We start from the raw sequence: 24,495 nt of genomic DNA on the forward strand, positions 1-24,495 counted from the left end.
AATTCATCTTGAATAGCCTACTTCCCGCGCATAAAGCGCGGAACGTAGACTTTAGAATTAATGGTCAACAGAGCCTAGTACAACGACGCACTGAATCTTCTAATGATTAATCAGCTAACGGTTGCGAGCAGTTTATGTGGAATTTAACGAGTCGGATTCATCAATTGAATCATTTTCCAAATGATGGAGTAGTGTGTTATGCCAAAAGAGATGATGAGTTAGGATGTGGTATCAGTGGGTCAAAAATACGAAAATACTCCAGTTTAATGCCTTATTTAATTAATCAAGGGATTAAGCATCTAATCATTATCGCAGGCCCTCAGTCCAATAATTTGCTTGCGGCTCTTCAATTGGCCAGAGAGAATCAATTAAAGGTTACCGCATTTTTAATTAAACCCAGAACTACAGAGATTCAGGGTAATTATAAATTAAGTCGATTGTTTTTAGACGAGCAGGAAATTATCTGGGTGAACAGGGAAGAATGGCTTAATGTAGATGAACTTGCCAATACCTATCTGAATGAACTTAAGGAACCTGGATTTGTACTCACAGAGGGTGCCAGTGTCGCGGCAGCAATGGATGGGGCGTTAAGTATCGCTACAGATATACTCCATAATGAAGAAACATCAGGTGTCATTTTTCAACACATCTTTGTCGATGCAGGTACGGGTTTTTCTGCTGCAGCATTAATTAAAGGCTTGACCGAATTAAAGCATCAAGCATCGATTCATGTGCTTTTATTGGCTGATGATGAAAGAACCTTTAGATTAAAACTGAATGATTGGATCGGATCAATACCACCACAGGTAGATTGTTTTTATCCGGATACAGCGAAATCATTCGGTTCTTTAAATCAAATGATTAAACTTGAAATCAGACGTCTGGCACGAGAAGAAGGGATACTGGCTGATCCCATATATTCCGCAAAATTATTTCATTCAGCGAGAATTTATATTAAGAATATGAACTTGAAAGGTAATGTTTTGATTATTCATTCAGGTGGAACATTAACAATGGCTGGATTTGAATTGTAGTGTGTTGATTGAAGATTTTGCTGTTACTCTTCAATAACCCAGGAATCTATTATCCCAAACGCTATGAGTGGGCCTGGATATCGAGATCAACTTCACAGCGTTCAGGATGTTGAAATTTCCAGATATATCGAGAGTTTACTGCATCAACGGCTCAAGCCAATGTATTAAAATCACATTAATTCCCATTCACCCCTTGAAATTCAATAATATACCCTTATATGGATCTCATTATTTAGTTAATGAGTAACAGGAGATCGGATAATGGTTAGTAAACAACAAACAATGGGTTTTCAAACCGAAGTAAAGCAGATGCTTCATTTGGTTGTCCATTCATTATACAGCAATAAAGAAATTTTCCTCAGAGAGTTAATATCCAATTCATCTGACGCATTAGATAAATTACGATTTTTAGCCCTTTCTAATAGTTCACTTTTTGAAAATGATTCTGATTTAAAAATTACACTTCAGGTGAATGAAAAACTTAAAACCATTACGATTAGTGATAATGGGATCGGTATGAGTTGGGATGAGGCAGTTGAAAACCTCGGTACTATAGCTAAATCCGGTACTAAAGAATTTATGAGTCAATTAACAGGTGAGAATGCCAAAGATTCACAGTTGATTGGTCAATTTGGAGTGGGTTTTTATTCAGCATTTATTGTGGCGGATAAAGTAACAGTAAAAAGCCGACGCGCTGGTTTAAAGCCAGAAGAAGGAATTGTTTGGGAATCTACTGGTGATGGCGAATTTACTATTGGCTATGAGAAAAAAGCATCTCGTGGTACAGAAATAATCTTGCACTTGAAAGATGAAAATGATGAGTTTCTTAGTAATTGGAGAATTCGTAGCATAATCAGTAAATATTCGGATCATATTTGCTGGCCTATAGAAATGAAAAAAATCTCTGAGGACGACAAAGAATCCAAAGAATTTGAAACAGTAAATAAAGCCACTGCATTATGGACAATGCAAAAGTCCGACATTAGTGATGAGGAGTATAAATTACTCTACAAGCATATTTCCCATGATTATATGGATCCGCTTTCCTGGTCTCATAATCATGTTGAAGGGAAACATGAATACATCACTCTACTTTATATACCTAGCCATGCACCTTATGATTTATGGCAGCATGAAGTAAAACATGGTTTGAAACTTTATGTTAAACGCGTATTTATAATGGATGACGCGACTCAGTTTTTACCCCGATATTTACGATTTGTTAAGGGTATAGTTGATGCCAGCGATTTGCCGTTGAATGTATCACGTGAAATTTTACAGGATAACAAACAAGTCGAAAGCATCCGCGCGGCCTGTACTAAACGTATTTTAGCTCTGTTAGAAAAAATGAGTACCAATGATAAGGAAACGTATCAAAAATTCTGGAATGAATTCGGATTGGTACTCAAAGAGGGGCCTGTAGAAGATTTTGCTAATAAAGAAGCGATTTCCAAGTTATTACGTTTTGCCACAACTCTGAGTGGATCAGAGAAGCAGGAAGTAACTTTGGAGGAATATGTTGCTCGTATGAAGGAAGGCCAGGATAAAATCTATTACATCACCGCATCCAGTTATAATGCGGCGAAGAATAGTCCACATCTGGAAATATTCAAGAAAAAGGGCATCGAAGTATTGCTATTAAGCGATAAAATTGATGAGTGGCTTGTCGGTTATATGAATGAGTTTGAAGGTAAAAAACTGCAATCCATTTCTAAAGGAAAAGTTGAGTTTAATGATGATGAATCAACCGATCACATTAAAGAACAGGAAAAAACTCTAGAGCCTGTAATTAAACACATTAAAACCATTTTGAATGAGCGGGTAAAAGATGTATTGATTACCAACAGATTAACCGACTCTCCCGCATGTATTATTGCTGACGAACAGGATATGGGTTTGGAAATGCAAAGGATATTACAAGCTGCAGGTCAGCAAGTACCTACCAGCAAACCCATTTTCGAGATTAATCCTGAACATCCATTGATTAAACGTCTGCATGATATTCAAGATGACAGCCAATTTGAGTTGTGGGTGACTATGCTGTTTGAACAGGCTGTTTTAGCTGAAGGAGGACAGTTGGATAATCCTGCTGATTTCGTTAATCGTGTGAATAAGTTGCTGGTTTCATCGTAGTCTTGAAAAGTAGCGTGTATTTTTGTATCTCTCAGGTCTCGTTTCGAGCTTGAGAGATTTTTATTTATTAAAAATGCACTTTGATTAATCTAAAATTGCAATTTTTATAAGATCGTCATCCTCGCGAAGGCGGGGATCCATCCTAAAATTTAGCACAATGCTACTTTTTTGCATGGATCCCCGCCTTCGCGAGGATGACGTATAAAAAGTGAGGATCGTTCAAGACTTGCTCGCGGGATTTAGTTCGATCTTGATAAATACATTATGTGCGTCAATGAGTCTGAATCTCTGGGTCGCGGGGCGTTGAGAATAGTTTAATGAATTGTCAACACACCTTAGTACAACGATTTACTAATTCTGTCCTGTGACGAACAGACTAAGAGGGATACTCATAGAATCATCTCGCTAAAGATGCAATGCCAAATCCCATCGATGCCCATCTACTGTATAAATCTGTAATTGATAGGCTCCTGGCAGGAGTTTTTTTCCCTTTGAAAAGAGCAAACTAATTTCTGCTTTTGCACTTTCAGGAGCAACAAGGCCATACATCCCTACCTTAACTTGATTGTACGCGTATACATTGTTAATAGCTGTTCTGGGTAGGACACGAAGTTGGCTTGCGGTCCAAGACCTAACGATATTTTGTGTGGCATCCAACAATTCAATACGTGTGATATAAATAGGAACCACACTGGGACCTCCATCTACATACATCTTAAAGCGCACAGAATGTGCATCTAAAGTACCGTCATATAATGAAAGATGAAACAGGTCTGGATTTACTGGACCAGCATGATAGCGAGAAAAAACGGATCCACGATAATAATCATACGTTCCTACGGTAAAAAGTACCGTGAATATAAAACATCCGAGGGCTACTCGTTTTATTGTCTCTAAAGACCATGGACCACTTCCCAAAAATAAAAACCAACGTTTGTGCAACAATTGGGGGTAACGCTGAGTCATCCAGCTATCGATAGAGTAAACAGATCCTCCAGTCATGAATAAAGTCAAACCCATAGACAAATTAGAAACGGCCATGGTCCATTCATCCATACAAGTTGACCCCTGCCAGCCAAACAATACCATCAAAATAACGCTGATAAATACAGTTACCATCGATGCAGCACGAGTGAAAAATCCAAAAATCAGCCCTAAACCACTGAGCAACTCAATCAAACTGAACGCAATAATCGCTAGATACAATAAAGTAAAATGTTGTAATAAAAAACTAATCAAGTGACCTGTATCAAACAACACTCCTGGCATAGTACTTTGTAATTTATTAGCCATCCATTGAGGTGCATAAGGATCAAGTTTTTGCGGATCATAAATAAAGCGCCTTGATCCACCTCCCCAAAAAATCCACCCTTGCACAAATCGAATACAAAGAATTCCCCATCCAAGGATTTGCCAGTTTAATGACTTAGTAGAATGAGTTTTATGATTTTCCATTATCAATCTGTAATTGTATGTCTTATTATCATGATGCCCTAATTAGAAAATAAAGATAGGTCTTGAATGAAAATTCAGCAATAACATCAGTCCGGACAACGTTATCCCGAATGTGTGGAGGATATCCAGATTAAGGCACAGAGCCATTTTTAGACTTACAATCCGTTTCGCACCAGGGATGACAAGCCTTAACCAAACGGTAATGCCTCTTGGAGGGCAGGTACTGAATTTATTTCCCAGATATTTTAGATAAAAAAAAGGCTCGTTAAACGAGCCTATCGCGAATAAAATATATCTTATTCGTCAGTCAAGCGAAAATACTTGGTGCCGAAATAACGTTGTAATTTCTTCCTGATTGTACCACGGCTGATTCCTAACATCTTAGCAGCTTGCAATTGATTGCCACGGCGTTTTTCCATAACAGCCTGAAGTAAAGGTGGCTCAACTTCTGACAATATCATGTCATAGAGATCATCAATTGATTTTGTTTTATTTTCGGCAAGAAAGCGGGTGACCAAACTGTACACTAAATCTTGTAAACCTTGTTCTTGTTTGGTACTTTGAGTAGTCGCTTGTGTATCAATGACATTCATCTTAACTTCCTTATTATTAATTAAATCATACAGTCCAATTGCTTACACGTATTAATGAAAGCAAAATTAATTGTACATGAAGGCTAATTGATTATCTAGATTTTCCAACTAAAACTATGCATTTTATTAGGACAATTCACTCTCTACAAGTTCAAACAGCGAGCAGTCGGATTTTTTTAAAGACAAAGACTCTTTTAAAGCAGACAGTTGATTTATCATTTTATCCGGTTGCTTCGGATCGTGATGAAAATCTGAAATATATCGAGATAATTCAATGGCGTTACAATCATATTGCAAGAACTCGGGAACCATCATTTTATTGACCAGAAGATTGCATAAACCAAGAAACTTAACTTTAATCAGAAGCATTGCCATGTGATAGGTTAAGAATGAGGATTTATAGATAATGCACATGGGTTTTTCGAGAAGGGCGCATTCGAGTGAAGCGGTTCCAGAAGCAACGATTACAAAGTTGGCTGCAGCCATGCATTCGATAGCTTTTCCTTTAATAAAGGTCACCGGTAGATTCAATCCTGTAAAATAGGAAGTAATTTTATCTGCGTTAATAGTACCGGCAATTGGGATAACAAAATGAATGCCAGGGTCTTTTTGATGGATTAGTCTGGCAGTGTCTCTAAGAACAGGCATATGACGTTCTATTTCATGTGTACGGCTACCTGGAAGTAAAGCAAAGATACGTGCATCCCTAGGCAGTTCTAATGTTGCTCTGCTGGAAAGTGTATCGGTACTATGCGACATTTTTTCTACCAGGGGATGACCGACAAAGCTTACTGGTACACCTGCTTTTTCATAAATGGCTTTTTCAAAAGGCAAAATCACGGCCATTCTATCAATACATTCTTTGATTGTATGAATGCGATTTGCTTTCCAGGCCCAAATTTGTGGGCTGATATAATAGAGTATTTTAAGCCCTAATTCCTTCTTGGCATACTTGGCTAATCTTAAATTAAAACCCGGATAATCGACAAGAATTAACAAATCAGGCTTTTGTGTTACAAGATGTTTTTTAATAGTATTTAACGCGTTACGGATAATATTTAAATAGCGTACAACCTCAGTTAAGCCAGTAACACCATAACGTGCAAGATCAGATACCAATTCAGCACCCGCCTCCTGCATGTGTTTACCACCAATTCCACTGATGCGTATATCTGGATAAGCAGCTTTTAACTGTTTAATCAGAGCGGATGCATGGATATCGCCAGATTCTTCACCTGCAATAATTACAATGTGTTTAGCTTTCTGCATAACGTTCAGTGAGATTATTATGAATTAGCGCCGTTATTTGCTCCGCTGTTTCAAGAGCATAACGTCCTTCTTCTCCAGTAACCAATGGTTGACTGTCCTGTTCAATACAGTTGACAAAGGCTTTTATTTCTTCCAATAAAGCATCGCCTTTTTCAAACTCCTGGGAGACGCTGGTAATATCAGGAATACCAGGAAACATTTCACCATTCCCTTTTTTAAAAACAGCGAATTGCTTTTTATGATAATCAATAGAAATATAAGAGTTGTGTTGAAAGATTCGTGTTTTACGTTCTGTTTTAAAACTGATGCGGCTGGCTGTTACATTGGCGACGCAATGGTTTTCAAAGGTAATTCTGGCGTTGGCAATATCAATTGCCTTGGTTAATATGGGTGTACCCTGGGCAACAATAGAAGTGATTGGGCTTTTTACCATGTTCTGAATAATATCAATGTCATGGATCATTAAATCCAATATGACGTTTACATCTGTTCCCCGAGGATTGAACGGAGCCAGACGTTCTGATTCAATAAATAAGGGGATTTCCAGATAAGGATCCACCGCAAGCCGGGCAGAATTGAATCGCTCCAGATGTCCAACTTGTAATTTGGCGTTATGAATAGCAGCAATATGTATTAACTCTTCCGCCTGAGCTACTGTTTCGGTGATTGGCTTTTCGACTAATACATGTATGCCTTGTTCTAAAAAGGCTTTTGCAATTTCAAAATGTCTGTTTGTAGTGGCTGCTATATTTACGGCATCTACTTTACCAAATAAATCACGGTAATCAAAAAATGGAGTAACATTAAGCTCCTGTGCTACTGCTTTACTTACATCAGAGTTAACATCACAAACGCCAACTAATTCAGCATTCGGAATTGATTGATATTTTTGTGCATGAAATCGACCTAGATAGCCGACACCAACTACTGCGCATCGAATTTTACTCATTGCTAATCATTTGATAATTATTTGTACGCATGATCGCATTTCTTAGGTGATAAATCAATTTTATCTAGGTATTATCTTACATCTTACTATTAGCAGAGAGCAATGCAATGGATTTTGATAATGCACTATTGTTGGCGGGAGTGGACGAAGTAGGTCGTGGTCCATTAGCAGGGGCTGTTATTACCGCGGCAGTGATTTTAAAAGAACCTATTGAAGGACTGGCTGACTCAAAGAAACTGAGTGAGAAGAAACGAAAGCTGTTGTCGTTACAAATTCAGGAAAAGGCTTTGGCTTTTGCTTATGGGCGTGCTGAAGCAGAGGAAATTGATGAGTTGAATATACATCATGCTACCTTACTGGCAATGCAGCGTGCTATAGAAGCCTTGCCTATTCAACCTGAAGCCGTTCTGGTGGATGGCATACATATTCCAAAAATCAGTATCCCTTGCAAAGCGATTGTGCAGGGAGACAGTTTAATTCCCGCGATTAGCGCAGCCTCCATATTGGCGAAGGTATTACGTGACGAGGAAATGGAAGAACTAGATAAAATATACCCCGGATATGGCTTTGCTGGCCATAAAGGGTATCCAACTGTTGCGCACCGAGAGGCTTTGATTCGCCTGGGTCCATGTATGATTCATAGACGAAGCTATGCACCGGTTGCCGCGTTGCTTTGACTGTAATTATTCACCACAACTCAAGATAAAGTCATATTTGGCTCATCTTGGGATTAATGCTCTCTAATAAATGCTCACATCGCCATCTATACTGTGCTTTTTAGAGAGTTTTTCGCTTAATCAGCACTCAAATCTGACTTTTTATCAAGGTTCGAACTCTATGGTGAAAAGATAACTTTGGCTTATATTCTTCTAGGGTGTGTTGACAATTCATCTATTTATTTCCAACGTCCCGCGACTTGTTCGCGGGATCCAGAGATCGAGTATCATTAACAAACATAATGTATTCATCAAGATCGAACGGGATCCCGCGAACAAGTCGCGGGACGTCGAAGTCGGAATTGTCAACAGATCCTAATATGCTGATTGGTTTAATTCAGGCTGTTAAACAAAATCCGATGTGAGCTGATTGACATTAATATCCCAAAACTGGCTAAAAAGGTTACCATTGCAGTACCACCATAACTGACCAGAGGAAGAGGGATACCTACAACAGGAATGATTCCCATGACCATGCCGATATTAACAAAACCAGATAAAAAGAAGGACATGGCGAGACTGGCCGCAAGCAATCGGGTAAATGTAGTTTGAGCATTGCTGGCGATATTCAAGCTTCTAAGTGAAATCAAAACAATGAGGGCAATAATCGCAAACCCTCCTGCAAATCCAAATTCTTCACCACTTACAGCAAAGATAAAGTCTGTCGCATGTTCTGGTAAAAAATTCAAATGTGACTGGCTGCCTTCCAACCAGCCTTTACCCATAAGCCCACCAGAGCCAATAGCTATTTTTGATTGGATAATATGATAGCCTGAACCCAGAGGATCCTGTTCCGGATCAAGAAGGGTATAAACACGTTGCTTTTGATAGTCATGCATTACATGCCATACAACTGGAACCGCCAAGCCCATAAGAACGACAAGCAATAAAATAAATTTAAAACGAATTCCAGCGAGGAATACCACACACAATCCTGCAGCCGCTACCATTATCGCCGTCCCCAAATCTGGTTGTTTGGCGATTAACAGTGCAGGAATAAAAATGATTATGGAAGCAACAGATATCGATCTGATACTTCCGGGATGAGCCTGTCGGTCAAAGTACCAGGCCGCCATCATGGGGACAGCAAGTTTCATTATCTCGGAAGGTTGGAAGCGGAACAGCCCCAACTCGAGCCAACGTTGCGCTCCTTTACCAATTTTACCCATTAACATTACAGCCAGGAGTAGCCCTAAACCAATACCATAGATCCATGGAGTCCAGATCTTGTATTTATGAGGGGGAATAAAGCCGAGAACCAGCATAATCAAAGTGGCGATTATGAGTCTCATGGACTGACGTAAAATCATGCCCATATTCGCATTGGATGCGCTATAGAGTATTAAAAGACCAAAAGTAATTAAAGTCAGTAACAAACCCAACAATGGAAAATCCATATGCAAAGCTTTTGCTGTAAATCGATATACGGGTTTAGAATGATGTCTGTTCATGGATTCACTTTAATTGGATGTATTTGGTAATAGGCGTCCAGGACTTTACGAGCTACTGTTGATGCAATGACATCATTTTCTACTACCACCGCAATAGCTATGTCCGGTTTGTCCACGGGGGTAAAGGCGATAAATAACGAATTATCTCGAAGTGCTTCCGGGATGTCTTCATATTTAGTTTTTTCATATTGTCTTCCACTGAATACTTGCGCTGTTCCAGTTTTTCCGGCAACAGGGTACGGTGGATTGCGGCCAAATCGATATCCAGTTCCTTCGTTACTGGTCAATACATTATGCATGGCATCGGCTACCACATCCCAATTGGATTCATCTTTAAGATAAACAGGGTATTCTTCAACGGGTTTGTATTCATCAATTTCACCGTTATCACTATTGACTGTTTTAGTGAGTAAATGAGGTTTGAATCGTTGTCCATGCTGGCTTAATGAAGCTGTGGCATTAGCCATTTGTAGAGGAGTTGCTAACATGAAACCTTGGCCAATTGCTGAGATTAACGTATCACCGGGGTACCAGGAAACACCTTTAGTTTGTTTTTTCCAGCGTGCACTGGGAATGATTCCATTGGCTTCTTCATGGAGATCCACATGGGTTAATTGACCCAAGCCAAATTTAACCAACATGTCTTCTATATTGGCTATTCCCATTTTATGGCCGAGTTGATAAAAATACGTATCACAAGAGACAGTAATCGCTCGTTTAAAGTTAATAACTCCATGACCTGTTTTTTTCCAATCACGGTATACATGACTGGCTGTAGGCAGTTTGAATTTACCTGGATCCCAGATTTCAGTGGCTGTAGTCACAAAGCCTTTATCCAAACCGGCCAATCCTACAAACGGTTTAATTGTTGAGGCAGGAGGATATACTCCGCGTACCGCTCGATTAAATAGAGGTCTTTGCAACGCATTGGATAAAATTTTATAATCCTTTGTGCTTACCCCACCGACAAAGATATTAGGATCAAAACTGGGAGAACTCACCATCGCCAATATTTCACCATTGTGAGAATTAATGACGACTACAGCGCCGCGTTTATCTTTAAGTGCGTTATAGGCGGCCTCCTGCAGTCTCACATCAAGGCTGAGGTAGAGTTTGGCGCCTGAATGAGGATTCACTTTGTTGATGACTCGAAGTGTACGCCCACTGACATCAGTTTCAGTCATTTGGTAGCCTACTTTGCCATGAAGTATATCTTCATAGTATTTTTCAACACCTGCTTTACCGATGAAATTGGTTGCTCGGTAATTGGTAGGATCCACTTTCTTTAATTCGTCAATATTGATTCTGCCTACATAACCTAATGCGTGGGCTGTCATTTCACCCAGTGGATAATGGCGCATTAATCGAGCCTTGATACTCACTCCTTTAAAGTGGTATTGATTGATTGCAAACACAGCCACTTCTTCCTGGCTTAACTTGAGCTTGATTGGAATGGGTACGAAGGAGCGGTTTTGTGATCGCGCACGATTAAATGTTTCTATATCATCATCAGTAATAGAAGGAAGTAATTCACGAAGTTTAGCCAGAGTTTTTTTCATGTCACTCACATGCTCTGGAATTATTTCGAGTACATAAACCGGAACGTTCTCTGCAAGTAATACTCCATTCCGGTCAAGAATCACGCCTCTGGGTGGCGCTATAGGAATAATACTCATTTGATTTTTTAAAGACAGGGTTTGATAGCGCTTGAATTCTGATATTTGCAGATAAGCTAATCTAAGAACCAATATTAATGACAAAATAATTAATATAGCCACTAATAAATTAAGCCTGAAACGCTGATTTTGTGATTCTGCTCGATAATTTTTGAACGACTGATTCAGAGGCATCGCACACAGTAAAGTTTAGGGTACAAACCAAAGTGCTGATAGTAACTTAAAATGGACTTATTTACCAATCCCTATTTATGATATGGATGGTTATTAATGATAGTCCAGGCTCGATATAAGGTTTCTAATAAAATAATTCGAACCAATGGATGCGGGAGTGTTAGTTTGGATAAGGACCAACGTTCATCACTGAGCCGAAGGATCTCACTGGTAAGTCCTTCGGGACCACCAATGATGAAACAAAAATGGCTGGAGATCTGTTGTAACTGGGAAATTTTTATGGATAAGTCTTCACTGCTGAAGCTTTTTCCTTCAATATCCAGAGCAATAATACGTGCCCCGCTAGGTAATGCTTCACGGATCATGGCGGATTCTTTTTCCATGATTCGTGATAGATCAGATGATTTGCTCCGACTAATTAGAGGGATTTCAATAACTTTTAACTGAATGCCATCTTTGAATCGTTTGATGTAATCATTTGAGCCTTTGACTACCCAGTCAGGCATTTTATTACCCAGGGTAATGACTGTAATTTTTAGCATATAGAGTTCAGGAACCTGGTTGCTCTTCCCACAATCCTTCAAGATTATAAAATTGTCTGCTTTCAGCTTGCATTACGTGAAGGATGAAGTCTCCAAAATCAATCAAAGCCCAATCACCACTTTCCAGCCCAGTAGAACTGAGAGCAGGTAAGCCAGACATCTTCATATCGTCCATTACTTTTTGAGCTATAGCTTTTACATGGCGTGATGCACGACCAGATGCAATGATCATATAGTCAGTAATGGTTGTTTGTTTATGGACATCAATCACTTTGACATCTATAGCCTGGATGTCTTCGAGTGATTTCAATAAGGTATTTAACATAAGGTTCTGATCAGACATAGGTGTGTTAATCTTCCATCAAAAAGCGCCAAATGATATCAGCAAATGGTTTATATAAAAAGGGTTAATCTTCATTATTCTGATACCTGAATATCAGTTAACAAAAATTTTATGACTGCAAACAGAACCAGACATCCTAGTGTTGCAACAAAAAGGATGCTTAACTGTTGAGTAAATGCTGCGGAATACAGCGATTTAAGCACGGCGATATCCGTTTCGCCTGGCGGAATGGCCGTTAAAGATGCTAATTTTCCAGACAGAAATCCACCAATTCCAAGTGACACGAAAAATATTCCTATCATTGTGCTTACTTTATTTTTATCTGCAAGAACGGTTATTGCTGATAAACCTACTGGGGAAAGGAATAGTTCAGCCAACGAAATCATTAGATAAGCTGGAATAATAAGTAGTGGCGATAATAAAATGGCTTTATTACTAAAGGTGCTTACTATTGCAATAATGGAGTAGGCTATAGTCATGAAGATCATGGCCAGTACGAATTTTTTTCCCGTACTTAATCCGCGCTCAATCAGATTGAGATGATGATGTTTTTTAGCTAAAAAATAGCCAATAATGAGCATTCCAATACTTTGTATCGTAATGTAATAGGGCGGCGGGAATTGAATACCATATAAAGTGGGTTGCACTACTCGGGAAATAAAGAGAGTCAATGACATGAACATTTGGAAATAAAAAGCCCAAAACATCACCGATATAATACACAGTAATCCAATGACCAATGTTTGACGCGCTTGATTGGAGTCTTCTCGATTCACAGAGTATAAAATATATACTGCTGAAAATAACACGACTAAACCAAACATTAAATTCGCCAGTTTGGGATAATTCAGGATATAGAACGATAAAGCCCATAACCCAGTCATTAAGATGACCGCAAGCACAATATTTTTGAACTCAAAAACGAAAGGATTATAGTCTTTTATTTTATATTGATGGACGCCATACAGAAAGACCATAAAGGCAATAATCATTCCTATTGCCGCGCTGATAAAGGAGCCTGACCAACCAAATAGTTCAGTTAACTGGCTAGGTAGGGTAGTACCTAAAATAATACCGGTTGTTATTCCCATATAAAAAATAGTGAACCCGCTTTCCCTTCTTGGTGAACCTACAGGGTATTCATTACCTAGAAGTGAGGAAATATTAGGCTTCAATAGCCCGGTTCCAACAGCGACACCTGCCAGGGATGAGGTCAGTGCAAGGTTATTATCCAGAATTGATAAAAGACAATAACTCAAAAATAAAACGAATGCTCCGAGTAATGTAGCTCTTTTTTGGCCAATCAGTTTGTCAGCAATCCATCCACCGACTAAAGGTGAGAGGTAGGTGAGTGCCGTAAAAGAACCAACCAGAGCATAAATTTGTTTATCCTGCCATTTAAAATGAAAGGCCAGATACAATGCTAATAATGACTGCACCACGTAAAAGCCGTATCGCTCCCACATTTCTGTAGCAAAAAATATGCGTAATGATTTTGGATGTTTATCAGTTTGATTTAACACGGTTCACACAATTTTGTTTTAGTTACTTTCAAGTATAACATAGTGTGAAACATAGTGACTACTAACTATTCATTAGGGTGAATTTTACGCCAGTATCGACAGGAGTTCTTGCCATTTTTTCTCATTTGATTGATATTATATCTAGTGATGGCAAATTTTGAGGATTGAACAAAACAATCCGTTTATGTGGAATAGGGAATGCCGCAATATACTTACACGGCTCGTGATCAAAATGGTAAAGCACTATCTGGACAGCGTAACGCTGCGAATCCAGAAGAGCTTGCTAACCAACTCATAGCGGATAATCTTATTCCAATTGATATCTCAATTTCAACGGCAACGAGCTCGACTCCGGCCAAACAAAAAGTTAAATGGTTCGAATCTAAAGTACCTCAATCTGAACTCCATATGTTTTGCAGACAAATGTATTCATTGCTCCATGCGGGAATTCCTCTAGCTACCTCAGTAGAGCGACTGTCTGAAACAACTCATAACACAACCTTATCTGAAGCTTTGATTCAAATTCTACATACTTTAAATAAAGGCACATCACTTCATGTTGCTATGGCACAATATCCAAATATATTTACCGACTTTTTTTTAAATTTGATAATTGTTGGGGAAAATACAGGAAATCTGGACAAAATTTTCTTGCATCTTGCTGATTATCTTGAACTTGAAGTAGACATTACCAAAAAGGTAAAAACTGCCTTACGTTATCCAACTATGGTAATCGTCGCGATAGTGGTTGCGTTAATCATTATTAATGTCTTTGTTATACCTTCATTTGCAAAGTTGTATGCCAGTTTCCAAAGTCAGTTGCCATTACCAACTCGTATTCTAATGGCCAGCTCCAATTTTATATTGAGCTATTGGTACTTAATGATTGGTTTTGCTGTACTTACTATTTTGGGGATTCGTGCTTATGTAAAAACGGATTCAGGGGCGATGTTCTGGGGACGATTACAACTGAAGATTCCAATAATAGGCTGGCTGATACATCGTATTCTTCTTGCTCGATTCGCGCGCTTGCTTGCATTGGTTTTACGGGCCGGTATCCCTGCTGTCGAGGGCATTCAGATGGTTGGGGCTTCAACAGGGAATCTTTATGTTGCAAATAAAATCAAGTCTGTTACCGATTTAATCGTTCGGGGTAATACAATTTCTGCTGCCATCACTCAAACAGAGCTTTTTCCGCCTTTAATTATTCAGATGATTAGCCTTGGTGAAGAAAGTGGAACGATAGACGAATTACTGGATGAAGTTGCAGAATATTATCAACGGGAAATCAATTATGACATTGTCCGATTAAGTGATGCTATCGAACCGATTTTACTGGTTGTGATGGCGGGTATGGTATTAATCCTTGCTCTTGGTGTTCTTTTGCCAATGTGGAGCATGGCTAGTTTGATACAGAAACGATGATTAACTTAGGACGATCCTATGAATTTACACGAATGCATCTGGCAATCGTTCTTTGTTTGATTGCAGTATTGGTGGGTACTCTCTTACGTTATTTTGAAGTGCTTGAAGCTACGGTAGAAAGAACTACTGTAAGTATGAATCTTAACACGATAATGCAACTGGCTCATTCCCAAAGCATACTATTGAAGCAGACTGATCCCGATTGCTCTTATCTGAATAATTCTGATTATATTTTCCAGGCATCGGGATTCGCTTCGCCAGAAGATCAGGAAAGCGGATATTGGCAATATAATCCTGTTCTTCATCAACTAACCTACAAAGTTCGTGGCAAACGATATTTTTGGTCAAATATTGATCAAAAAATTGTAGTTGATCTATACTGTGATAAGGGTATAGTTGAATTTACAGTGAGTTCTTATAGATGGTGTCAGGATATGCGTCTATGGGGTTGTCATGAGTGGTAAGTTGTTAGGGATGAGAAAACAGTACTTATTTACACTTTTTGAGGAGTATAATGGTGAAGCAACGTGGTTTTACTCTTATTGAATTAGTTATTGTCATTATACTACTAGGAATTTTAGCTGCAGTGGCAATTCCCAAGTATTATGATTTTACTACTCAAGCACGAATCTCAGCTTTAAATGGTATTTTGGGTTCTGTGGCTTCAGCCAGTCAAATAACTCATTCAGCGGTTATCGTAAATAATTTACCTGATTCTACTGCTTCTATTATTATGGATGGGGCTACTGTAACTTTGCTCCATAAATATCCAGCATCAGCTGCTGGAGGTATCAATGTGGCGATATCTTATGTACCAGTACCAGGTTTTACTCTAACCCAAACTGCTACTACAGCAACATGGACAGCAGCAGGGGCTCCAACTCCAGCTACGTGCAATGTTGTTTATACTGCATCAACAGCAGCAGGTAACGCACCGGTTATAACAATAAATACGGCTGGTTGTTAATACCATATATACTAGGGGCTGTTGATAATTCATCTTGAATAACCTACTTCCCGCGCTTTATGCGCGGGATCCATACATACTCTGAGTCAATAATTCTATTGTTGACTCAATCTGAGTCTGGATTCCGCGCATAAAGCGCGGAACGTAGGCTCTAGAAGCAATTGTCAAAAGACTCTAATGTTAATCCACGATTTTATATCGTGAATTACGCATTTCGGATAATCAAGTAACAATTAATTGATATCTGATAAAAATTGGCTATTAGTCAATTACTTAGCTTTATTGCTTTTATAAATAGGGTTTGTGTTTACTACAAATACTGGTCTATACTTAATTATGGACTTAAGAGCCAATCAAATGGATGCATTGCATCGATTTTGAATGTCAAAACGATGTGATATGTACGTGATTTATATGGGAGTGACTGATGAACTTGCAAAAGGGCTTTACCCTGATTGAATTAGTAATGGTGATTGTAATTCTGGGTATTTTATCCGTGGTAGCAGTACCTCTTTATATTGACTTAAAATCTGATGCTGCTCAGGCCGCAGTTAATGGCGTTGCAGGGGGGTTATCATCTGCCATGTCAGTTAATTTTGCTGCACGTACGGCAAACAGTGCGAAGGGCGTAGCAGTAACGAATTGCAATACCTGGACTGTATTGGCTGGAGGACAACCCACAAATGGGGGGGTATATGCAATTACTTCTGCTGTAATAGCCCCTGGAGCTACGGTTACTTGTACCTTAACTTTTACACCTACTGGTGGAACACCTGTTACTGCTACTTTTAGCGGTATGGGTATTAATTAATACAGTGAGAATAGTCCTTTAGATCAAGGACTTTTTGGTCCAACTGACCAACATAATTTTAGCTGAGTACCATTATCAGCGAGTATAGGAGCTGGAGCAGGGTAGAATATGATGCGACCTACACAAGGTTTTACCCTTATCGAGTTTATAGCGGTTCTCATTGTAATCAGTATTTTAGCTGTAGCCGTAATCTTCAATTACCCTTCTGCAGGAAGCTTTAATTTAATTTCAATCTCTGAGCAATTAAAGAGAGATATTCGTTACACTCAAACATTGGCCATGAGCTTAAATACATCTTATACCATCAATATTTCCGCGACTAATTATTTTATTTCTCCAACACCTCCACTTGGTGCAGTCAACATTGCCATGCCGACGGGGGTTACTTTATCTGCCAGCAATATCACTTTTAATGCATCAGGTACTCCATCCAATTTATCCATCGTTACCATTACCGTTACGGCAGCAGGCGAAGGATCAAAGGTGCTGACAGTAGCACCTGAAACGGGGTTTGTGAATGGATAATCAGCGCGGCTTTTTAATGATGGTTATTGCCATACTGCTGGTTATTGTAGCTGCACTTGCTAGTGCTTTTGTTGCGATGACGCTCAGTGGTACGAATTCGAGTGTCAGTTCTATTTCTGCAAATCGTGCCTACGATCTGGCACAAACTGGCATTGAACAGGGGACTTACGAGCTCACTCTTGCAACGGCATGGTGTGATGGGAATTGGCAGCCAGCAGTTACTGTGAGTGGGCAAGGTGAATATCAGTACAGTTGTACTAAAAATACGGGTTCTACTACTCTTTCCTCTGCAATAACCGCCTCATCGACTGCAATTCCTTTAAGTTCTGTGTCGGGCTTAGCGACATTTGGTTCGATTACTGTTGATTCAGAGACCATATACTACGATGGAATCAGTGGAGCAACATTGCAACATGCCCGTCGTGGGCAAAATGGTTCTTTAGCTGCTGCTCACTCCAGCGGTGCTTCGGCAAATCAGACTCAATATATTATTGCCAGTCAGGGAAGTTCCCCCTCAGCAACATCCCCCAGTGGTCGGGTTACATTGTCACAGGCGGTATTATTATCCAATCCTTCTACTTATTTTGCCGCAGGGGTTAACAGCAGCTCCAGCGGTGTTATTCTCAAGTTTGATGGCTCTTCCTGGTCAACTGTGTTGACAGGTCCAGTCAATTTTACTTTCACAGGAATATTCAATACCTTGACTAACGGAATTGCTGTCGGAAGCACTTCTGCTTCAGTTGGTTCAATTTACTTATATAATGGTGTGTCATGGGCACTGGCGTTGTCAGGTATTTCTAATGCCAATTTTCAGGACGTTTCTTGTGATACAAGCACCAATTGTTGGATAGTTGGCAGTGGTGTATCACCCCCAAGGGGATTGATGTATCGTTATACTTTTCCGGGTACTTTTTCTTATCTCGCCAGCAATAATTTTAACTTGCTTGGCGTAAGCTGTATCAGTGGGTTTTGCATGTCGGTAGGCAGTAATCGAGCCTATAATTTTTCTTCGAATACCACCGTCCCATTTAATAATCTGACTAGCCTCTCCAGTACTATGAATGATGTAGATTGTCCTCAAACCAATAGATGTGTTGCAGTACGAAGCAATGGACGCGTGTATTATTTCAATGGGGTGTGGAGTGGTCCTTATACTCTGACTAATAATTCATTAAATTCCGTACATTGCCCTAATACCAGTCTGTGTATTTTGGTAGGAAACAATGGGGTTAATTTTAAATGTTCATTACCTATCAGTTCGGCTGCATCCTGTGTTGCCCAATCTGCCCCAAGCTCTGTTAATTTACAAGGAGTCCATTGCAATGCAACTAATGATTGTATGGCCGTTGGCTCCAGCTCCGCTAATGCCTATCATTTTGATGGTAGTAATTGGACAAACACAGCTTTGGGAGGGACTTTTACTTTAAACTCGGTGACGGGTATTCCTGGCGGTGGAGGTGCTGTAAGTGCAACTCCTACAGTCTGGCGTAATCATTAGGAGTAAACCATGAGAAGAAGTGTACAACAAGGTTTTACTCTTATCGAACTGGTCGCTTTCATTGTCCTGATTGGTATTATTGCTGGTGGATTATTGGTTGGTCTGAATCAATCCCTCAGCAGTGCCAAAACGCCCACATCGATTACTCAGGCAAGTTTTCTTGCCAACGCGCGTATGCAAATAATCTTGATGAATCGATCCATTAATGGGTATACAACACTTTCTGATCCATGCACCACTACCCCTGGTTTAGCAATATGTACTCCTCTTTCGAACTACGCCACAGCCAATAATTTCACAGTGAGTACCCCAACTATTACCGGAACCAATCCTAAAATTATTACCATTACTGTTTCAGGAGCAGGAGATGCCAATATCAAGGCCTACGTATATAACTATGCGAACAATTAAGGGCTTTACCCTCATTGAAATGATCATGGTAATGGTACTTTCCGGGATCATCTTTGCAATTGCCTCGGTGATGTTAAATGCTGGATTTACAAGTTATTTTACAGGGATAAATGTTACAGGATTAAACAATCAGGCCGCATTGGTGATGGCTCGAATGACTAAAGAACTGGAACAGGCTGTAAGTTTTTCGGTAATTAATTCTTCAAATGTCAGTTTTACCACATCAAATGGTGAATCAATTACTTACACCTGGGTTAGCCCCGGGCCAACACTCACTCGTACAGGAATATCATCCCAGCCCCTTAGCGACGTGGTAACGGGATTTGCGTTGACATACTATCAGTCAGACTTTAATAGTACATCTACTCTTGCTCTGGTTCGGGCAATAACAATCAATATGACGTTAAGAGAAGGGGATGAAACCATTCAAATGATTAATACGGTCTTCTTAAATAATATAAAATAAGAGTCTGTTGATAATTCCGAACATCCAAGTAACTGCAGTTTTATCAGGATTTTCCATAGCTATATCAACACGATAGAAGTCGACATTCAAAAATGGGTCAGTTAAACTAGACATATTATATATTATCAGGATGATGGATGTTCGGCTTTGGCAAAGCGAAAAAACCTTCACGACAACTGTCATGTCTATTAAGTGAGCATGGTTTTAGTCTTGTAGAACTTGAAGAGGGTAGCCGCATACGCTTTTGTGAACATCATTATTTTCCAGATCCAAAACCAGAACTGTTCACCAAGGGAATATCAGAGGCAACTAAACGATATAATTTATTTGGTCAACCTTGTCAGGTTATTTTATCACCGGGCTTATATCAGCTGTTGTTAATGGATGCGCTCGAAGTGCCAGAGCAGGAGATGGCTAAAGCCTTACGATGGCATTTGAAAGGAATGATTGATTACCCGTTAAATGACATCGCTGTGGATACTTTTATGGTACCTCTACACGGTGCAGGTGGCTTGCGAAAACGTGTTTTTGTTGCAGTAACGCCTCAAATCGAATTAATTACTAAAGTCGAATTGTTAAAGCGTTGTTTGCTTAACATTTCATCTATAAGTATTGCCGAGTTGGCGTTGTCCCAACTGGTGATGCGTGCGCCTATAGATCCTGAGTCACCGAGCATAGTAGTCAGTTATGACGCAAATGTTTGCAGACTGCACATCTATTATAAAGATAATTTATACCTGTCTCGAGCTTTATCCATCAGTCCTTCGATTATTGAACCTGATAGCACTGCAATTCATGATATGGTTCTTGAGATTCAACGCTCCATAGATTATTGTTTAATAGAACTTAAATTGCCTGAACCTAAAAAGATTTTCTTTACCCCAAGCTTCTACGCTGCGGGAGATTTATTTCCTCAATTAAAGGAGGATCTTGCAAAGGATGTGCTTTTACTTGATGTTCATGCATATTTTACCGCAGAACAGATGATATCTCCTCCGGTTATGGCTGAGGCGTTTTATGCTATTGGTGGTGCTTTAATGCATTTGAACAGGGAGAAATGATGATTCAAACAATCAATTTTCTTCGCGATCTTCCTAAGGACAACAGTAGACTTTCCGTCACAAAAATGGTTTGGATAGTTATCGGGGTAACTGTTTTTCTTTTTATTCTATCTTTTTTCAAGGGGGTACGCATACATAATCTGCATCGTAACCTGAATGAACTCCAGCAAACCTTAGTTACTGAAAGCCAAACCTACACTGAGTTGGTAAAAAAATACCCTCTTTTAAGTAATAATATTTCATTATCAAATCAGATTCAGGCATTGAGGATTCGGCTTGATGAGCGAAGTGCGGATTATGCTGCTTTAGAACATCTGGTTGTAAGACCCGGCTTTTCTGAATTTATGTATGCATTGGCTCAAACTGTACCTCCATCATTATGGTTTAATCAAATATCAATTAATTTGGAAAGCGACAGTATCACTCTCGGTGGTTACGCCGTTCGTCCAGATGATGTATCAGTGCTGATGAGTCGTTTAATGAAAACAGCTGCTTTTAACAAAACGGTATTTAATTTGTTTTATGTAAAAGCAATCAGTAACCGCCCCTATGTAAAATTTTCCATTGCAACGGATGATCTTGGTTCTGAAGATGACTCTGAAGAACCTGCTAAAACCGATTCCGGGGGAAAATGACTATGAGTATTCACTTATTGTTTTTAAAACATTATCAGCTGATAAAACTAAGAGTAGAGCAACTAAGCGAGCGCGACCGATTCAGTCTATTAATCATTGTCCTTTCATTACTTTTTGGATTATGGTTTTTGGCAGTGCATTTTCCTCAGCAAAAAGCAATTAATGACAGCTCCCTTCAAACGCAGCAACTGGATACCCAAGTTAATGAATTAAGGCAAAAGCAAACAGTAATTCATACCTTGCTGAACAATCCTGATACAGACCAGTTTTTAAATGACTATAAAGATTTAATGAGTCAATTGAATGTAATTGAAAAACAGTTTGCTCGTTATCGTCGTCGATACATCAGCAGCCGTGATTTAGCGAAATTGTTGCATGATATGTTGAAACAAACCTTTGGGGTAACCATTGTTGATTTAGCAACCATACCTCAAGCTGCTCCAGTTCAACCACAACCGACAACGAATCAAGTTCCGTCTGGTGATGTCACATCGACTCAGAATGCATCAACCCGGATGAATATAGAACACACTTATTACCGATTAATCTTGAAAGGTAACTATTTTCCTATAATGAACTATTTAAAGCGCTTGGAAGGGCTTAATTGGAGTCTGTATTGGGATAAATTTACTTATACCGTAAAAAAGTATCCTGAAGGGATTGCCGAGATTGAGTTTTATACTTTGAAACTACCTAGCGATACGGGCAATGTGTCGCAAGGAGTGAGCCCATGATCAACCTGTACTCCAAATTATTCTGCCCTATCATCATCCTGTTTTATCTGCTGTTTCCGAATATTGGTCTGGCGTATTTAAGTGATCCGACAAAACCTAAAGTAAACACGGAAGAGCAGGTATCCAAAGTTAAAGGCACGCCTTTTAATCTTCAAAGTATATTAATCGGAAGAATGAGGCGACTTGCCATGATCAATGAACAAATTGTGAGTGTTGGCAGTTCTATTAACGGCGCTCGCGTTCTTGCTATTGATAAAAATCATGTGGTATTGTTGTACTCTGGCCGTAAGGTCGTCTTGTATTTATTTGGAAAAAGGTTGTGGACAAAACGTAGATGAAAAAATATACAGTTATACTTCTTTTGCTCCTCACAGCCTGTAATATGCATAAACCGCTTAAAGGTACTGCAATTGATGAAATGGATGACGAATTGCAAACAGGCATTGCCAATAATAAAACATTACTAGCAAAAGATAGCAGGATGCCACATCGTAATGCAGTGCAAGCACTTTTACCCAGCTTGAAAGTACGCTCCGGCTGGTCACGTTCAGGTAATCAACGTTTTGATATTGCAGTGAAAAATGTACCTGCCCAGGCTTTTTTTATGGGTCTTGTTGCAGACACATCAACCAATATGGTTGTGAGTCCTGAAATTAAAGGCACTATTACTTTAAGCCTTAAACAGGTGACTGTTGAACAAGTGCTTCAATCCATTGAAGATGTTTATGGTTACGCCTATATTCCAATTCAGGGCGGCTATGAAATACTTCCTAATTCTTTAAAAACCCAAATTTATAATGTGAATTACCTGGAGTTGCAGCGTAAGGGCAGCTCTAATATGACCGTAAGTAATGGAGAGGTCACTTCGGTTGGTTCAAACAATCAAGGTACCAATGGAACAACTTCTACGGTTTCCTTACCTACCAATATTAATAATAATCAAAGTTATAGTAATGTGATTGGCGCTGTTGAAACTAAAAGTGATATAGATTTTTGGAAATCGTTAAAGCTTACTCTCGAAAATATTATTGGTAAAACGGATGGTCGTTCAGTCACAGTTAATCCTGTTGCTGGAATCATTGTTGTCAGGGCGATGCCCAAAGAGCTCAAACAAGTCGAAAAGTATCTGGATGTCGTGCAGAACAGTATGGATCGTCAGGTCATTCTGGAAGCCAAAATTCTTGAGGTCAATCTGAGTAATGAGTTTCAAATGGGCATTGACTGGAAACTCTTCGGGGCAAAGCTTAATGCGCTGTCCAATTTCACTGGAACGAACGTAGACATACCTAATGCTGATTTTTCCAGTGCGGCAATTCGAGCTGCCGGTCAGGGTTTTGGAATTGATATCCATTGGAATCCCCGTGATTTTACCACCTATATCCAGGCTCTCGAGCTCCAGGGCAATGTACAGGTTTTATCCAGTCCACGTGTATCTGCCATGAATAATCAAAAGGCTGCAATTAAAGTAGGATTTGATGAGTTTTTTGTTACTAATGTGTCTCAGAATCAGAACATTGTTTCTCAGGGATTAGTTACTCAGCCCACCTTAAATGTGAATTTAACTCCTTTCTTTTCAGGAATTACTCTTGATGTTACCCCTCAAATTGACCCGAATGGTCAGGTTACCCTGCACATTCATCCTTCAGTAAGTCTTGTAAAAGACCAGCGAAAAGTCATCGATTTGGGTACTCAAGGTGGTATTCTTGATTTGCCATTGGCCAACAGTACCATCCGAGAGTCTGATACTATAGTCCACTCCAAAAATGGTCAGGTAGTGGTCATTGGTGGGTTGATGCAAGATGCAACGACGGAGGGTATTGCTCAACTACCCTGGTTTGGTAACATTCCTTTTTTAGGTACCTTGGTTCGTCGAACCAAGCAAAATTCCGACAAAAGTGAGCTGGTGATTTTATTAAAAGCAACCATTGTTAACCACAAAAGCAACATTAAAGATCTTACAGATACTACTCGTAGAATTGCAAGTCTTAAGCGTGGTTTCCATTTGGGCGATCGACCTGATATCTATGGTACTCAAGGAGAGGCTCCTATTGTTCTGGGTCCGAAATCAAAAGAGAATCTGAGTACACGATAACTAAGGAGAGGA

General features: G+C 39.4%; 25 protein-coding genes. 16 read left to right on the forward strand and 9 right to left on the reverse strand.

Features of this window, described 5'->3' with window-relative positions; all coding sequences use genetic code 11:
* The first annotated feature begins 134 nt into the window (after nucleotides 1–134).
* Together Lqua_RS04695 and htpG are read left to right on the forward strand one after the other, a co-directional pair.
* A complete protein-coding gene (locus tag Lqua_RS04695; RefSeq protein ID WP_058473132.1) occupies nucleotides 135–1,034 on the forward strand; it encodes a pyridoxal-phosphate dependent enzyme in 900 nt (299 codons plus the stop codon).
* A gap of 261 nt (nucleotides 1,035–1,295) precedes the next feature.
* Nucleotides 1,296–3,167 carry a molecular chaperone HtpG gene (gene htpG, locus Lqua_RS04700; RefSeq protein ID WP_058473133.1) on the forward strand — a complete coding sequence of 624 codons (1,872 nt, stop codon included), beginning with the start codon at nucleotides 1,296–1,298 and terminating at the stop codon, nucleotides 3,165–3,167.
* 405 nt (nucleotides 3,168–3,572) lie between these two features.
* Here htpG and Lqua_RS04705 read toward each other — a convergent pair whose 3' ends face one another.
* The 4 genes from Lqua_RS04705 to Lqua_RS04720 form a co-directional block, all read right to left on the reverse strand.
* The gene (locus tag Lqua_RS04705) at nucleotides 3,573–4,622 is read right to left on the reverse strand and encodes a TQO small subunit DoxD (protein ID WP_058473134.1); all 1,050 of its coding nucleotides are present in this window, start codon (nucleotides 4,620–4,622) and stop codon (nucleotides 3,573–3,575) included.
* 296 nt (nucleotides 4,623–4,918) lie between these two features.
* Entirely contained in the window at nucleotides 4,919–5,215 is a 297-nt protein-coding gene (locus Lqua_RS04710) for a helix-turn-helix domain-containing protein (RefSeq protein ID WP_018576869.1), read from the reverse strand.
* 126 nt (nucleotides 5,216–5,341) lie between these two features.
* Nucleotides 5,342–6,484: a lipid-A-disaccharide synthase gene (lpxB, locus tag Lqua_RS04715; RefSeq protein WP_058473135.1), complete on the reverse strand. Its 1,143-nt coding sequence runs from the start codon at nucleotides 6,482–6,484 to the stop codon at nucleotides 5,342–5,344.
* On the reverse strand, nucleotides 6,471–7,433 hold the full coding sequence (locus Lqua_RS04720; RefSeq protein WP_058473136.1) for a Gfo/Idh/MocA family protein: 963 nt from the start codon (nucleotides 7,431–7,433) through the stop codon (nucleotides 6,471–6,473). The genes lpxB and Lqua_RS04720 overlap by 14 nt, the downstream gene beginning before the upstream one ends.
* A 107-nt stretch (nucleotides 7,434–7,540) precedes the next feature.
* On the opposite strand from Lqua_RS04720, the gene rnhB reads away from it, so the two are divergent.
* Complete coding sequence (gene rnhB / locus Lqua_RS04725; RefSeq protein ID WP_058473137.1) at nucleotides 7,541–8,110, forward strand: ribonuclease HII; 570 nt, start codon at nucleotides 7,541–7,543, stop codon at nucleotides 8,108–8,110.
* Nucleotides 8,111–8,481: 371 nt separating this feature from the next.
* Here rnhB and rodA read toward each other — a convergent pair whose 3' ends face one another.
* From rodA to Lqua_RS04750, 5 genes are all read right to left on the reverse strand, one after another.
* Entirely contained in the window at nucleotides 8,482–9,600 is a 1,119-nt protein-coding gene (rodA, locus tag Lqua_RS04730) for a rod shape-determining protein RodA (protein ID WP_058473138.1), read from the reverse strand.
* A complete protein-coding gene (gene mrdA / locus Lqua_RS04735) occupies nucleotides 9,597–11,450 on the reverse strand; it encodes a penicillin-binding protein 2 (protein ID WP_058473139.1) in 1,854 nt (617 codons plus the stop codon). The genes rodA and mrdA overlap by 4 nt, the downstream gene beginning before the upstream one ends.
* Nucleotides 11,451–11,521: 71 nt before the next feature.
* On the reverse strand, nucleotides 11,522–11,992 hold the full coding sequence (gene rlmH, locus Lqua_RS04740) for a 23S rRNA (pseudouridine(1915)-N(3))-methyltransferase RlmH (protein WP_058473140.1): 471 nt from the start codon (nucleotides 11,990–11,992) through the stop codon (nucleotides 11,522–11,524).
* A 7-nt stretch (nucleotides 11,993–11,999) separates the two neighbouring features.
* Nucleotides 12,000–12,335, reverse strand: coding sequence for a ribosome silencing factor (gene rsfS / locus Lqua_RS04745; RefSeq protein WP_058473141.1), 336 nt, complete (start codon nucleotides 12,333–12,335; stop codon nucleotides 12,000–12,002).
* A gap of 74 nt (nucleotides 12,336–12,409) precedes the next feature.
* Complete coding sequence (locus Lqua_RS04750) at nucleotides 12,410–13,858, reverse strand: peptide MFS transporter (protein ID WP_115148738.1); 1,449 nt, start codon at nucleotides 13,856–13,858, stop codon at nucleotides 12,410–12,412.
* Nucleotides 13,859–14,056: 198 nt separating this feature from the next.
* On the opposite strand from Lqua_RS04750, the gene Lqua_RS04755 reads away from it, so the two are divergent.
* The 13 genes from Lqua_RS04755 to Lqua_RS04815 all read left to right on the forward strand — a co-directional run bounded on the left by Lqua_RS04755 (nucleotide 14,057) and on the right by Lqua_RS04815 (nucleotide 24,483).
* The gene (locus Lqua_RS04755; RefSeq protein WP_058473142.1) at nucleotides 14,057–15,283 is read left to right on the forward strand and encodes a type II secretion system F family protein; all 1,227 of its coding nucleotides are present in this window, start codon (nucleotides 14,057–14,059) and stop codon (nucleotides 15,281–15,283) included.
* The gene (locus tag Lqua_RS04760) at nucleotides 15,280–15,747 is read left to right on the forward strand and encodes a hypothetical protein (RefSeq protein ID WP_058473143.1); all 468 of its coding nucleotides are present in this window, start codon (nucleotides 15,280–15,282) and stop codon (nucleotides 15,745–15,747) included. Before Lqua_RS04755 ends, Lqua_RS04760 begins: the two co-directional genes overlap by 4 nt.
* A 50-nt stretch (nucleotides 15,748–15,797) precedes the next feature.
* Nucleotides 15,798–16,250 carry a type IV pilin protein gene (locus Lqua_RS18870; RefSeq protein WP_058473144.1) on the forward strand — a complete coding sequence of 151 codons (453 nt, stop codon included), beginning with the start codon at nucleotides 15,798–15,800 and terminating at the stop codon, nucleotides 16,248–16,250.
* A 427-nt stretch (nucleotides 16,251–16,677) separates the two neighbouring features.
* A complete protein-coding gene (locus tag Lqua_RS18875) occupies nucleotides 16,678–17,061 on the forward strand; it encodes a pilin (RefSeq protein ID WP_058473145.1) in 384 nt (127 codons plus the stop codon).
* A 108-nt stretch (nucleotides 17,062–17,169) separates the two neighbouring features.
* Nucleotides 17,170–17,586, forward strand: coding sequence for a pilus assembly FimT family protein (locus Lqua_RS04775; RefSeq protein WP_058473146.1), 417 nt, complete (start codon nucleotides 17,170–17,172; stop codon nucleotides 17,584–17,586).
* Nucleotides 17,579–19,084 (forward strand): beta propeller repeat protein, encoded by a 1,506-nt coding sequence (locus tag Lqua_RS04780; RefSeq protein ID WP_058473147.1) that lies wholly within the window; start codon nucleotides 17,579–17,581, stop codon nucleotides 19,082–19,084. Before Lqua_RS04775 ends, Lqua_RS04780 begins: the two co-directional genes overlap by 8 nt.
* A 9-nt stretch (nucleotides 19,085–19,093) precedes the next feature.
* Nucleotides 19,094–19,495, forward strand: a complete 402-nt coding sequence (locus tag Lqua_RS04785) for a type II secretion system protein (RefSeq protein ID WP_058473148.1) — start codon at nucleotides 19,094–19,096, stop codon at nucleotides 19,493–19,495.
* Nucleotides 19,482–19,961: a PulJ/GspJ family protein gene (locus Lqua_RS04790; RefSeq protein ID WP_058473149.1), complete on the forward strand. Its 480-nt coding sequence runs from the start codon at nucleotides 19,482–19,484 to the stop codon at nucleotides 19,959–19,961. The genes Lqua_RS04785 and Lqua_RS04790 overlap by 14 nt, the downstream gene beginning before the upstream one ends.
* 137 nt (nucleotides 19,962–20,098) lie before the next feature.
* Nucleotides 20,099–21,022: a hypothetical protein gene (locus tag Lqua_RS04795; protein WP_058473150.1), complete on the forward strand. Its 924-nt coding sequence runs from the start codon at nucleotides 20,099–20,101 to the stop codon at nucleotides 21,020–21,022.
* Complete coding sequence (locus Lqua_RS04800) at nucleotides 21,019–21,657, forward strand: PilN domain-containing protein (RefSeq protein ID WP_083501259.1); 639 nt, start codon at nucleotides 21,019–21,021, stop codon at nucleotides 21,655–21,657. Before Lqua_RS04795 ends, Lqua_RS04800 begins: the two co-directional genes overlap by 4 nt.
* Nucleotides 21,658–21,659: 2 nt before the next feature.
* Nucleotides 21,660–22,391 carry a hypothetical protein gene (locus Lqua_RS04805; RefSeq protein ID WP_058473152.1) on the forward strand — a complete coding sequence of 244 codons (732 nt, stop codon included), beginning with the start codon at nucleotides 21,660–21,662 and terminating at the stop codon, nucleotides 22,389–22,391.
* Nucleotides 22,388–22,729 carry a hypothetical protein gene (locus tag Lqua_RS04810; RefSeq protein ID WP_058473153.1) on the forward strand — a complete coding sequence of 114 codons (342 nt, stop codon included), beginning with the start codon at nucleotides 22,388–22,390 and terminating at the stop codon, nucleotides 22,727–22,729. The genes Lqua_RS04805 and Lqua_RS04810 overlap by 4 nt, the downstream gene beginning before the upstream one ends.
* Nucleotides 22,726–24,483, forward strand: coding sequence for a pilus (MSHA type) biogenesis protein MshL (locus Lqua_RS04815; protein ID WP_058473154.1), 1,758 nt, complete (start codon nucleotides 22,726–22,728; stop codon nucleotides 24,481–24,483). Before Lqua_RS04810 ends, Lqua_RS04815 begins: the two co-directional genes overlap by 4 nt.
* The last annotated feature ends 12 nt before the right edge of the window (nucleotides 24,484–24,495 follow it).

The sequence above is a fragment of the Legionella quateirensis genome (assembly GCF_001467955.1).
GTDB lineage: Bacteria > Pseudomonadota > Gammaproteobacteria > Legionellales > Legionellaceae > Legionella > Legionella quateirensis.